The organism is Streptomyces sp. NPDC004031, from assembly GCF_053604375.1.
This window is the reverse complement of record NZ_JBSGHL010000015.1, coordinates 119,654-131,855: the sequence shown is the minus strand read 5'-3', so window position 1 is coordinate 131,855 and position 12,202 is coordinate 119,654. Positions and strand designations below refer to the sequence as shown.

Annotated in this window: 11 protein-coding genes; 5 read left to right on the top strand and 6 right to left on the bottom strand. The window is 72.8% G+C overall.

The window, feature by feature from the left end; translation table 11 throughout:
* Positions 1-22: 22 nt before the first annotated feature.
* Complete coding sequence (gene hppD / locus ACWERV_RS12760; protein WP_452932063.1) at positions 23-1,162, bottom strand: 4-hydroxyphenylpyruvate dioxygenase; 1,140 nt, start codon at positions 1,160-1,162, stop codon at positions 23-25.
* Positions 1,163-1,292: 130 nt separating this feature from the next.
* Here hppD and ACWERV_RS12755 point away from each other — a divergent pair, with 130 nt between their 5' ends.
* Positions 1,293-1,763, top strand: a complete 471-nt coding sequence (locus ACWERV_RS12755; protein ID WP_398181073.1) for an Lrp/AsnC family transcriptional regulator — start codon at positions 1,293-1,295, stop codon at positions 1,761-1,763.
* Between the two features lie 13 nt (positions 1,764-1,776).
* Here ACWERV_RS12755 and ACWERV_RS12750 read toward each other — a convergent pair whose 3' ends face one another.
* Entirely contained in the window at positions 1,777-3,057 is a 1,281-nt protein-coding gene (locus ACWERV_RS12750; RefSeq protein WP_452932060.1) for a transcriptional regulator, read from the bottom strand.
* A 169-nt stretch (positions 3,058-3,226) separates the two neighbouring features.
* On the opposite strand from ACWERV_RS12750, the gene ACWERV_RS12745 reads away from it, so the two are divergent.
* The 3 genes from ACWERV_RS12745 (at position 3,227) to ACWERV_RS12735 (ending at position 6,190) form a co-directional block, all read left to right on the top strand.
* The gene (locus ACWERV_RS12745; protein WP_452932057.1) at positions 3,227-4,126 is read left to right on the top strand and encodes an ATP-binding protein; all 900 of its coding nucleotides are present in this window, start codon (positions 3,227-3,229) and stop codon (positions 4,124-4,126) included.
* Positions 4,127-4,232: 106 nt separating this feature from the next.
* Positions 4,233-4,829 carry an ArsR/SmtB family transcription factor gene (locus ACWERV_RS12740; protein ID WP_452932119.1) on the top strand — a complete coding sequence of 199 codons (597 nt, stop codon included), beginning with the start codon at positions 4,233-4,235 and terminating at the stop codon, positions 4,827-4,829.
* 89 nt (positions 4,830-4,918) lie between these two features.
* Complete coding sequence (locus ACWERV_RS12735) at positions 4,919-6,190, top strand: MFS transporter (RefSeq protein WP_452932054.1); 1,272 nt, start codon at positions 4,919-4,921, stop codon at positions 6,188-6,190.
* Between the two features lie 9 nt (positions 6,191-6,199).
* Here the strand turns inward: ACWERV_RS12735 and ACWERV_RS12730 are convergent, their stop codons facing one another.
* The 3 genes from ACWERV_RS12730 to ACWERV_RS12720 all read right to left on the bottom strand — a co-directional run bounded on the left by ACWERV_RS12730 (position 6,200) and on the right by ACWERV_RS12720 (position 9,878).
* On the bottom strand, positions 6,200-6,988 hold the full coding sequence (locus ACWERV_RS12730) for a S16 family serine protease (RefSeq protein WP_398181080.1): 789 nt from the start codon (positions 6,986-6,988) through the stop codon (positions 6,200-6,202).
* A gap of 69 nt (positions 6,989-7,057) precedes the next feature.
* Positions 7,058-7,855 carry an IclR family transcriptional regulator gene (locus ACWERV_RS12725; RefSeq protein ID WP_452932051.1) on the bottom strand — a complete coding sequence of 266 codons (798 nt, stop codon included), beginning with the start codon at positions 7,853-7,855 and terminating at the stop codon, positions 7,058-7,060.
* 241 nt (positions 7,856-8,096) lie between these two features.
* Positions 8,097-9,878, bottom strand: coding sequence for a DEAD/DEAH box helicase (locus ACWERV_RS12720; RefSeq protein WP_452932049.1), 1,782 nt, complete (start codon positions 9,876-9,878; stop codon positions 8,097-8,099).
* A gap of 198 nt (positions 9,879-10,076) precedes the next feature.
* Here ACWERV_RS12720 and ACWERV_RS12715 point away from each other — a divergent pair, with 198 nt between their 5' ends.
* On the top strand, positions 10,077-11,444 hold the full coding sequence (locus ACWERV_RS12715; protein WP_452932046.1) for an FAD-binding oxidoreductase: 1,368 nt from the start codon (positions 10,077-10,079) through the stop codon (positions 11,442-11,444).
* Positions 11,445-11,484: 40 nt separating this feature from the next.
* Here the strand turns inward: ACWERV_RS12715 and ACWERV_RS12710 are convergent, their stop codons facing one another.
* Positions 11,485-11,967, bottom strand: a complete 483-nt coding sequence (locus tag ACWERV_RS12710) for an SsgA family sporulation/cell division regulator (RefSeq protein ID WP_398181091.1) — start codon at positions 11,965-11,967, stop codon at positions 11,485-11,487.
* Positions 11,968-12,202: the final 235 nt, after the last annotated feature.

The following is a 12,202-nucleotide window of genomic DNA, read 5'->3' as shown; positions in this document are numbered from 1 at the left end:
GCGGGCCCCACCGGTCTACGGCTCACAGGTTGCCGCGGCGCTCCTGCTCGCGCTCGATCGCCTCGAAGAGGGCCTTGAAGTTGCCCTTGCCGAAGCCCATCGAGCCGTGCCGCTCGATCATCTCGAAGAAGACGGTCGGGCGGTCCTGGACGGGCTTGGTGAAGATCTGCAGCAGGTAGCCGTCCTCGTCGCGGTCGGCGAGGATCTTCAGCTCGCGCAGTTCGTGCAGCGGGACGCGGGTGTCGCCGACCCATTCGCCGAGGGTGTCGTAGTAGGAGTCGGGGGTGTCGAGGAATTCGACGCCCGCGGCGCGCATGGCGCGGACGGAGGCGACGATGTCGTTGGTGGCCAGCGCGATGTGCTGGACGCCGGGGCCGCCGTAGAACTCCAGGTATTCGTCGATCTGGGATTTCTTCTTGCCGGCCGCGGGCTCGTTGAGCGGGAATTTCACCTTGAGCGTGCCGTCGGCGACGACCTTCGACATGAGGGCGGAGTATTCGGTGGCGATGTCGTCGCCCACGAATTCCTTCATGTTGGTGAAGCCCATGACGCGGTTGTAGAACTCCACCCATTCGTTCATGCGGCCGAGTTCGACGTTGCCGACGCAGTGGTCGACGGCCTGGAAGTAGCGGCGGGCGGGCGGTTCGACGAGCGGGGCGGCGGTGTCGTACCCGGGCAGGTAGGGGCCGTCGTAGCCGGTGCGCTCGACGAGGGTGTGCCGGGTCTGCCCGTACGTGGCGATCTCGGCGAGCACCACCGTGCCGTGGTCGTCCTTGAGCTCGTACGGCTCCGCGAGGCCGGTGGCGCCGTGCTCGACGGCGTACGCGTACGCGGCCCGGGTGTCGGGCACCTCGATCGCGAGGTCGATCACGCCGTCGCCGTGGGCGGCGACGTGCTCGGCGAGGAAGCGGCCGCGCTCGGTCACGGGCTTGATGACGGAGGTGAAGACGAAGCGCGCGCCGCCCGACTCCAGGACGTACGAGGCGGTCTCGCGGCTGCCGTTCTCGGGCCCGGAGTACGCCACCCGGCGCATTCCGAACGCGGTGGAGTAGTAGTGCGCGGCCTGCTTCGCGTTGCCCACCGCGAAGACGACCGCGTCCATGCCCTTGACGGGGAAGACGTCCCCGGTCCCGTCCGTGGTCTCGCCCTTGGTCTCAGTCATGCCCACAGCGTCTCCCCGGCTCTCAGGGTGCGCAACAGTTCCGGATTTCGATGGACAAGCTGTCCAGCGGAAGCGACGATCGGGGGGTCAATCTGTGCAGGATGACCATGCGGAAGGCCGGTGGGCGGGGATGGGGATCGACGCGCTGGACGGGCGGCTCATCGTGCTGCTGGACCAGGAGCCGCGGATAGGCGTCCTGGAGGCCTCCCGCCGCCTCGGCGTGGCCCGCGGCACCGTCCAGGCCCGCCTGGACCGCCTCCGCTCCCAGGGCGTGGTCCGCGGCTTCGGCCCGCAGGTCGACCCGGCGGCCCTCGGCTACCCGGTGACCGCCTTCGCGACCCTGGAGATCCGCCAGGGCCTCGGCCCCGACGTCCGCGCCCACCTCGCCTCCGTCCCCGAGGTCCTGGAGCTGCACACCACCACCGGCGAGGGCGACATGCTCTGCCGCCTGGTCGCCCGCTCCAACGCCGACCTCCAGCGCGTGATCGACCGCGTCGTCGGCTTCCACGGCATCGTCCGCGCCTCAACGGCCATCGCCCTGGAGAACCCGGTGCCGATGCGGATCATCCCCCTGGTGGAGCAGGCGGCGCGGGAGGCGTAACCGCTCCGCGGGGTCAGCCGGCCAGTGCCTCGCCGAGCCGTTCGTGCGCCGCGCCCGGCAACGCCCGGTGCACGCCTTCCGCCCGGGAGCGGACCAGGCCGTCGCGGTAGGCCGCCGGGAGCCGCTCCCACACGGCGACGGCCTTGTCCGCAGCCGCGGCCGGGTCCCCGTCGGCGTTGAGGCACATGGCGGCGTCCATCTCCAGCAGGGCTCGGGTCATCACCGAGGGCGAGCGGGTGAGGGCGAGCGCGGCTTCCTGCTCGGCGTACGCCTCGCGGGTGTGGCCGAGGAGGGTGAAGGCCTGGGACAGGTGGACGTGGTGCTTCTGCTGCGGGTAGCCGAACCAGCTGTCCGCGGCCTGGCCGGTGTCCAGATGTTCGGCGATGAGCCGGGCGTCGGCGACGGCTCGAAGCGCGCCCTGCCGGTCGCCGGTCGAGGCGAGGGCGCGCGCGGTGACGGCCGCGGCGAGAGCTGCGGCAGCCGAAGGCGCGGTGCCGGCCTCGGCCCGCGCACGTACGGAGAGTTCCGCGGCGGCCTTCGGGGCACCGTAGTTGAGGGGGACCATGGCATGGCGGGCCAGAGCCCAGGCGAGCATCTGCCGGTCACCGGATTCGCGCGCGGCACGTTCGGCGGTGATGAACCAGCCGTGGGCGTCGCGCTGGTCGCTGCGGTCGTGCTGGATGATCGCCACGAGGCCGGTGATTCCGGCGGCGGTACGGGCCAGGTCGGCACGCACGGCGGCGGTGTGGGGTCTGCCGAGGACGTCGCGCAGCAGGTCGAGATCGCTCCGCATCTCCGCGAGCACGACAGTGGGCGGTCGCCCGCGGTATCCGCCACGGTGCCGCTCGAACGCTCCGTCCAGGTAGGCGAGGTCACCGGCGTCGGAGCCGGACAGCGCCGCGTCGATCCCCTGCCGCGCTTCGGCGATACCGGGCAGCGCCACCGCGCCCGTAGCCGCTGCCGCGGCAGCTCCGAGGAACCTTCGACGATCCACGTCCGATTCCTCCTCTCCCATGTCCGCGGCCATTGCCGAGCGCCGCCGCCTGCGCCACTGCCTGCTCTTCTGCACCGCTCGGACAATGTCCTCGACGGGCAGCCCGTGCGCCTCGGCGAGCAGTTCGTGCCACGCGGGAACGGGTAAGCGGCGCTCGGTCTCCCACCGTTTCAAGTTTTCCGGGTCGAACCAGCGCCCGCCCTGGGCGTCCTGCAGAACGTGCGCCTGCTCTTCGCGGGTACGCCCGGCCGACTCCCGCGCTCCACGCAGCACGGCACCGATGCCGTCCGGTGCCATCATGCCCGCCTCCCCAGTGTGTCAAAGTCCCGCAGCCGTTCCTGGCCCCCCGTGGCGGCCCCCCGGTGGCGAACGCACCCCCTGGCGGCACCGGCGTCAAGCGGCGCACCGGAGTTGACTGACTGCTCGTACACCACAACAGCACGTGATCGGACGGGTTGTCACCTCCCGCTTGCGGCTGAACCTGATCCACGGCAACGGACCGGCACCGGCCGAAGGGGCTCTCGTCATGCGTCGACGCACCACCAGCTTCTTCATGACGAGCGAGTTCTCCGCCGTGCCGACGGCACGCAGACGGGTGACTCAGCTGATGACGGAGTGGGATGTCCCGCTGGACGACGAGTCCCGCCTCGCGCTCACGACAGTTGTCTCCGAGCTGGCCACGAACGCGGTAAGACACGGGGGCGGCACCGGTTTCACCGTGAGGTTGGAGGCCCGCCCGGCGGCCCGGCGTATCCGGGTCGAGATCGGGGACGACTCGTCGTCCCCGCCGCGACTGCTCAAGGCCGCCGACGACGCCGAGGACGGCCGTGGCATGTGGCTCGTGGATCAGCTGGCCGCCGCCAGCGGCTGCGAGGCCACCCCGTCCGGCAAGCGCGTGTGGGCTGAGATCGCCATGGCCGCGCGGCCTTTCGCGCAGGCCGCCCGCACCCCGCCGCATCCGGCCTCGCGGTGCGAACCGACCGACGGAGAGTCACCCACCACCATGACACTGCCTTCGATCTGCGGCGAAGCCGTAGGACTTCCCGCGTCCCTGGCGCACCGCACCTTTGAGCTTGCCCGTGCTCACGGGCAGGCGGGCGACATCGATGTGCCGCGAACGGTGCGCTGCCACCTTCAGGCGCACGGCGCCGAAGGCCACTTCGCCCACCTTCTCGACCTGCCCGGCGCGGACACCGGGGCTCTGTGGGCCCGTTGGAGGACCGGGGCCCCGCCGGGGGTGGCCGAGGTCCTGCCGGACTGCCCGGTGGCGGACGCGGGGACGGGCGAGCCGTGCTGCGAGTTCGCCGACCACGCCGGAGCTCACAGCTTTCAGCTCGCCGGGGCGCCGCCGGAGCGCGGCGAAGGGTGACGGCGGCTCCCCCCGGCGTCCGACACCGGGCAGGCATGCAAAGGTTCCTTTGCAAAATCTGTTGCAAAGGAACCTTTGCACGCCTAGCGTGGTTCGTGTGACCGACATGCCCGCGGCCGAGGCGCCGCGCCACGACGACGTGCCCCCGCTCGATCCGCGGTCGCTGCGCGGGCTCGCGCATCCGCTGCGGGTGCGGCTGCTGGGGGCGTTGCGGGAGTTCGGGCCCGCCACCGCGTCCGCGCTTGCCGCGCGGCTCGGGGAGTCCAGCGGGGCGACCAGCTACCACCTGCGGCAGCTCGCGGCGTACGGGTTCGTCGTGGACGATCCCGGGCGGGGGACGGGGCGGGAGCGGTGGTGGCGGGCGGCGCACCGGGGGAGCCGGGTGGACAGTGTCACGGAGTTCATGCGGCACCCGGATCCGGAGGTGCGCGGGGCCCTCAACACGCTGCTGTTCGCGCAAGCCGCCGCGCATTCCGAGGAGCTGGGCGCCTGGCTCGGCACCATGGGGGAGTGGCCCGAGCGGTGGCAGGAGGCCTTCGACGTCAGCGACTTCACCCTGCACCTCACCCCGGACCTCGCCCGTGAGCTGGACGACCGGCTGCACGAGCTCATCGACTCCTACCGCGGCCGGGTCGCGGAGGACGCCGCGGACTCCGCCCGGATCCGCGTCCACCTGCACGCCTTCCCGCGCCACGCGGACTAGACGAAGCCGCCGCGCGCGGAGCAACCGCGGTCCGCCCGCCCACCCGGCGGCGGACCGGCCCGCAGACGCATCACGTCCCAGGGGGAAACGTGCCCACCGACCGTGCCGACCGGCGACCGCTGGTCCTGCTGCTCGTCGCCAACGTCATATCCGTCACCGGCAACATGCTGACGATCGTCGCCGTCCCGTGGTTCGTGCTCCAGACCACCGGCAGCCCGGCCCGCGCCGGACTCGTCGCCTTCGCCTCGACACTGCCGGTGGCGGCCGCCGCGCTGCTCGGCGGGCCGCTCATCGACCGGCTCGGGCAGACCGTGAGCAGTGTGGTGTCCGACGCGGTGTGCGCGGTCGCGGTCGGGGCGATCCCCGTGCTGCACATGGCGGGCGCGCTGTCGTACGGGACGCTGCTCGCGCTCGTCGCCGTCTCCGGGCTGTTCCACGCGCCCGGCGAGACCGCGCGGGAGGTGCTCATGCCGCGGCTCGCGGAGCTGGCGGGCACGACCGTGGCGCGGGCGTCCAGTGGCTACGAGGGCGCCACGCGCGGGGCGCGGATGCTCGGGGCGCCGCTCGCCGGGGGGCTCATCGCGGCGCTCGGCGCGGCCGACGTGCTGCTCGTGGACGCCGCGACCTTCGCCGCCTCCACGCTGCTGATCGGCCTGGGCGCCCGCGCGCACGGCAGGCCGCGCGGCAAGGACGCGGAGCCCGCGGAGCTGGGCTACGGGGCGCAGTTGCGCGAGGGCTACGGGTATCTGGTGCGCGCCCGGCTGCTGTTCGCGGTCGTGGTGATGGTGATGGTCACCAACGCGCTGGACCAGGCGTGGTCGGCGGTGCTGCTGCCGGTCGACGCGCGCGAGCACCTCGGCGGCGCGTACGCGATCGGGCTGGTGTCCGGGGCGACGGGCGGCGCCGCGCTCGTCGGCTCGCTGCTGTACGGCGCGTACGGGCACCGGCTGCCGCGCCGCGGGCTGTTCATCGGGGCGTTCCTCGTCGCGGGCTTCCCGCGCACCGCGGTCGCCGCGTTCGTGCCGGGGCTGCCCCCGCTGGTGGCCGTCACGGCGACGTGCGGGATCGCGGCGGGCGTGCTCAATCCGATCATCGGTACGGAGATGGTGCGGCTCGTCCCGGAGCGGCTGCGCAGCCGGGTCTTCGGCGCGGTCACGTCCGGGTGCCTGATGGCGATGCCGCTCGGCGGGCTCGCCGCCGGGTATCTGGTGCAGTACGCGGGGCTGCGGGCCACGCTCGCCGCCGTCAGCGGCGCGTACCTGCTCACGACGCTGAGCCCGCTGGTGCTGCCCGCCTTCCGCAGCTGGGACGCCCCGCACCCGCAGGCCGCCCCGGTCACGGTGTCCGCGGACGCCGCCTGAGCGGGCCCCTCAGCAGGTGGGCGTCTTCTTCCCCGCCGCGAGCGCGTCCAGCGCGGACAGGGTGCCGTTCAGCGTCTCGACGGGGATGAGCTGAAGGCCCTTCGGCAGCCGGGCCTTGGCGTCCGAGCACTCCGCGCGCGGGACGAGGAAGACGGTGGCGCCGTCCCGCCGGGCGGCCAGCTCCTTGAGGGGCACACCGCCGACCGCGCCGACCTTGCCCTGTGCGTCGATCGTGCCGGTGCCGGCGATGACGCGGCCGGCGGTGAGGTCGCCGCCGCGGCCGTTGCCGGCGATCTTGTCGATGATGCCGAGGGAGAAGAGCAGTCCCGCGCTGGGGCCGCCGACGTCCGCGAGCCGCAGCTCGACCTTCACCGTGGAGGGTGACAGGTGGAGGTGGTTCAGGGCCGCGGCGGTCGCGTCCTGCTGCGACTGCGTCATCTCCTTCTGGTTGACCTTGTCGATCTCCTCGGTCGTGTTCCCGCTGGGGTAGACCGCCTCGCGCGGCATCGCGGCCTGGTCGTCGGCGAACCACGCCTTGGCCACGTCCGTGAAGTGCACCGACGCCGACGGCCCGGTCGCCTGGATGGTCACCATTCGCAACTGCCCGCTGGTGGCCCGCACCGGGGACCCGCTGACCGTGATGACCGGGGTGCCCGCGTTGCTGCCGAGCACGTCGGCGGTGAGCCCTGGCTCGGCGATGACCACCGGCAGCGGCGCGAGGGCGGCCACGGCCAGCAGGGCGGCCACGACCGCCGAGCACGCGGCGAGGATCGTGGAGCGGCGGGAAAGCTTAGGCATGCGCCCGACCTTATTTCACCCGGGCGCCCGCCCCGAATCCGCGCCCCCCGCAGGCCCTCGCGGCAGGCCTCAGCGCAGCGCCTCGGAGACCTCCGTCGCGGCCTCCACCACCCGCGGTCCCACCCGCTCGGGCACCGCCTCGGAGAGCATCACCACGCCGACGCTGCCCTCCACGCCCGGTACCCCCAGCAGCGGGGCCGCGGCGCCGCTCGCGCCCGCCTCCAGCTCGCCGTGGGTGAGGACGTAGCGGACCCGGTCGGTCGCCAGGCCCGTGCCGACGGTGGCGGTACCGGTACGCACCAGGGTGCCGCGCTCGTCGCCCGTACCGCCCGCGGGGTCGGCGTCGGCCGTGGTGCCCTCGCCCTCGGCCTCGACGCTGTCGGCGAAGCGCTCCCAGCGGCTGCCGTCCGCGGTGGGCTGCATGCCGCGCCCGGCGAGGATGGCCCGGCCGGCCGCGCCGCGGTCCAGCGGGTGCCGGAAGCCCGTGCGGTAGGCGACGTGGTAGTCGGTCCAGGTGGGTTCGACCACGGCGACGGCGAGCGCCTCGCTGCCGTCGACGAGGGTGAGGTGGGCGGTCGCGCCGATGTCCTCGGCCAGCGAGCGCAGCGCGGGCAGCGCCGCCTCGCGCAGCAGCGGGTGCACCTGGTGGGCGAGGCCGAGCACACCGAGGCCCACCCGGGCCCGGCCGCCGAGGTCGCGGCGGACCAGCGAGTGCTGCTCCAGGGTGGCCAGCAGCCGGTAGACGACCGTCCGGTTGACGCCGAGTTTGGACGCCAGTTCGGTGACGGTCAGCCCGTGGTCGGTGTCGGCGAGCAGTTTCAGGACCCGAAGGCCCCGGTCCAGTGTCTGAGACGTCTCGGCGGTCACGACGCCCCTCCCTCATAGAATCGGCGGCGCCTGTCGGGGGGATGCACCGCCGGTCCCGCGGCGGTGCGCGGAGAGGCCGCCGGATGTCGGCTTACCGGCTGCGCTCCGCGGCGGCTCTGCCACGGCGCGTGCGTGATCGGCACGGTAGCGGTCGTGTACCGCTCAGCGGAAGAGGCCGTCCACAATCCGGGCGGTGTGGTGACGCCTCGTTGCTTTTCATATCGCTGTAACACAGCCGAAATCATCGCATTCGGGTGGCCCACTCCTGCACCTTCTTGATCCGTTCGCCGAGCTGACCGGCGGTCGCCTCGGCACTCGGCGGACCGCCGCACACCCGGCGCAGCTCCGTGTGGATCACGCCGTGCGGCTTGCCGCTCTGATGGTTGTACGCGGCGACCAGGGTGTTCAACTGCTTTCGCAGCTCCAGCAGCTGCCGGTGCGAGACGACCGGGCGGCGCTCGGCGGGCAGCTCCAGCAGATCCGCCTCCTCGTCCGGCTTGCGCCGGCTGTGCGCGATCTGCCGGGCCTGCCGCCGCTGCAGGAGTATCTGCACCTGGTCCGGCTCCAGCAGCCCCGGAATGCCCAGGTAGTCCTGCTCCTCCTCGCTGCCCGGATGCGCCTGCATGCCGAACTCGGCGCCGTCGTAGAGCACCCGGTCGAAGACCGCGTCGGACTCCAGCGCCTCGAAGGGCAGTTGGTCGTCCTCGGTGGCCTCGTCCTGCTCCCGCTCGGCCTCCGCGAGCAGCTGGTCCTCCTCGGCGTACGGGTCGTCCTCGCCCGCCTTCTTCGGCTTGTCGAGCACATGGTCGCGCTCGACTTCCATCTCCGCGGCGAACTCCAGCAGCGTCGGGATCGTCGGGACGAAGACGGACGCCGTCTCGCCGCGCCGCCGCGACCGCACGAAACGGCCCACCGCCTGCGCGAAGAACAGCGGTGTGGAGATCGTCGTGGCGTACACCCCGACCGCCAGCCGCGGCACGTCCACGCCCTCCGACACCATCCGCACCGCGACCATCCAGCGGTCCTCCGACGCGCTGAACTCCTCGATCCGCTTGGACGCGCCCGTGTCGTCCGACAGCACCACGGTCGCCTTGTTGCCGGTCAGCTCGCGCAGCAGCCTGGCGTACGCCCGCGCCGAGTCCTGGTCGGTGGCGATCACCAGGCCGCCCGCATCCGGGATGCCCTTGCGCACCTCGGTCAGCCGCTGGTCGGCGGCCCGCAGCACGTTCGGCATCCAGTCGCCGGTCGGCGCCAGCGCGGTACGCCACGCCTGCGCGGTCGCGTCCTTGGTCATCGGCTCGCCCAGCCGCGCCGCGATCTCGTCGCCCGCCTTGGTGCGCCAGCGCATGTTGCCGCTGTACGACATGAAGATCACCGGCCGCACGACGTTGTCGGCGAGCGCGTTCCCGTAGCCGTACGTGTAGTCCGCGGAGCTGCGGCGGATGCCGTCGTTGCCCTCCTCGTACACCACGAACGGGATCGGGTTGGTGTCCGACCGGAAGGGCGTACCGGTCAGCGCCAGCCGCCGCGTCGCCGGCTCGAACGCCTCCAGGCACGCCTCGCCCCACGACTTGCTGTCGCCCGCGTGGTGGATCTCGTCCAGGATCACCAGCGTCTTGCGCGACTCGCACCGGTTGCGGTGCAGCATCGGCCGCACGCCGACGCCCGCGTACGTCACGGCCACGCCGTGGAACTCCCGCCCGACCGGACCCGCGCTGTACTGCGGATCCAGCCGGATCCCTATCCGCGCCGCCGCGTCCGCCCACTGCGTCTTGAGATGCTCGGTCGGCGCCACGACGGTGATCTGCTGCACCAGATGGTTGTGCAGCAGGTACGACGCGAGCGACAGCGCGAACGTGGTCTTGCCGGCGCCGGGTGTCGCCACCGCCAGGAAGTCCCGCGGCTGGCGCGCCACGTACGCGTCGATGGCGCCCTGCTGCCAGGCCCGCAGCTTGTTCGCCGTCCCCCAGGGCGCGCGGCCGGGGAAAGCGGGGGACAGGTGGTGGGGGTGCGAGGTAGTCACGGTCTCCGGCGGGGGGTGGAAGGCGGCGGCCGGCCCAGCCGGCCCGTGGGACGCCCCAGCGTAACGGCCACCGGCCCGGCCCTCGGCTCTGACGCTCAGCCCCCCACGTCTGTGCGACCGACGTCACACCGCGGTCCCCGCCCTCCGCGGGAGACGGGGGCCTAGTGCGACAGGCGTCGCGGATGCGAAGGTAAGGGAATGGGTGAGGTCATCGAGGAGTTGGCAGCCGGGCTGCCCGGCGGGGCAGTGATCACGGACGCGGCGGTCGCGGAGGCGTACTCCGCGGACATGGCGGGATTCTCCGCGGCGGGCACCCCCCTCGCCGTCGTGCTGGCGCGCACCGTCGAAGACGTCCAGCACGTGATGCGGACCGCGTCCGCGCACGACGTCCCCGTCGTCCCGCAGGGCGCCCGCACGGGTCTTTCGGGCGGCGCCAACGCCGTGGACGGCTGCATCGTGCTGTCGCTCGCGAAGATGGACCGGATCCTGGAGATCGACCCGGTGGAGCGGATCGCCGTCGTCGAGCCCGGTGTCGTCAACGCCGTGCTGTCGCGCGCGGTCGGCGAGCAGGGGCTCTACTACCCGCCGGATCCGTCGAGCTGGGAGCAGTGCACGATCGGCGGCAACATCGGGACCGGCGCGGGCGGCCTGTGCTGCGTCAAGTACGGCGTCACCGCCGAGTACGTGCTCGGCCTGGACGTCGTGCTGGCCGACGGGCGGCTGCTGAGCACCGGGAGGCGTACGGCCAAGGGCGTCGCCGGGCTGGACCTGACGCGGCTGTTCGTGGGCTCCGAGGGCACCCTCGGGGTCGTGGTGCGGGCGGTGCTCGCGCTCAAGCCCGCGCCGCCGCAGCAGCTCGCGATGGTCGCCGAGTTCCCGTCGGCGGCCGCGGCGGGCGCCGCGGTGTGCGCGATCATGGCGGGCGGGCACGTGCCGTCCCTGCTGGAGCTCATGGACGGCACGACGGTGCGGGCGGTCAACGCGCTGGCGAAGATGGGGCTGCCGGAGTCCACCGAGGCGCTGCTGCTGGCCGCGTTCGACACCCCGGACGCGGCGGCCGACCTCGCGGCGGTCGGTGAGCTGTGCACGGCCGCGGGGGCGACCGAGGTGGTGCCCGCGGAGGACGCGGCGGAGTCGGAGATGCTGCTCCAGGCGCGGCGGCTGTCGCTGACGGCGCTGGAGAAGGTGTCCACGGCGATGATGATCGACGACGTGTGCGTGCCGCGCGGACGGCTCGCGGACATGCTGGAGGGCGTCGCCGCGATCGCCGCGAAGCACGACCTGACGATAGGCGTGTGCGCGCACGCGGGCGACGGCAACACCCACCCCGTGGTCTGCTTCGACCGGCACGACGAGGACGAGACCGGGCGGGCCCGCGCGTCCTTCGACGAGATCATGGCGCTCGGTCTGGAACTCGGCGGCACGATCACCGGCGAGCACGGGGTGGGTCTGCTCAAACGCGAGTGGCTGGCCCGGGAGATCGGCCCGACCGGCATGGAACTCCAGCGCGGCATCAAGGCCGTGTTCGACCCCAAGGGGCTGCTCAACCCCGGCAAGGTCTTCTGACGCCCGCACCGCGTGCGGGCGGTCTCCCGCGGCGCCCCCGTCACGCACCGGTGTCGGGGGTGTCGTCCGAGGACTCCTTCCACGGGTCGCGCAGCCACAGGTCGTCACCGGCGGCGGGCGCGAGCAGCCGCTCCAGCCCGTCGTCCATGCCCAGTTGCTCGTGCTCGGTGCCCGGCGGCACCGCCCGCAGGGTGCGCTCCAGCCAGGCCGCGACGGGCGACGACGGCGCCTCCAGCAGCGCCTCGCCGTCCGGTGAACTGAGCGCCATGCACAGCACGCTGCGGCCGCCCACCTTCGTCGGCCAGATCCGCACGTCGCCGTGCCCGCAGGGGCGGAAGACGCCCTCCACGATCAGCTCACGGGCGAAGGTCCAGTTGACGGGCAGGTCGGAGCCCACATGGAAGGTGATGTGCACGGCGAACGGGTCGTCCGTGCGGTAGACCAGCCGGGCCGGCACCGGGATGCTGCGCTCGGGCGACAGCACCAGTTGCATTTCGAGTTCGCGTTCCACCACGGTCTGCATCGAGTCGACGTCCTTTCCTTGGCGCGGTGGCCCCAGTTGGCGGGTGTCGCGAGCGGGGCCAGCACCTGGAGAGAGCGCGTGCCTCCCTCACCATTACGCGACTTCTCGGGTTTCGGTTCAAAATTCCGGAAGAGGGGGCGCGCGGGGGCGCGGACGGGTAATGACGTGTCAGACGGGGTGGCGCGCGGTGGCGCGAGCCCAACGGCCGCCCGGGTCTGGTATGTCTGGACGCTGT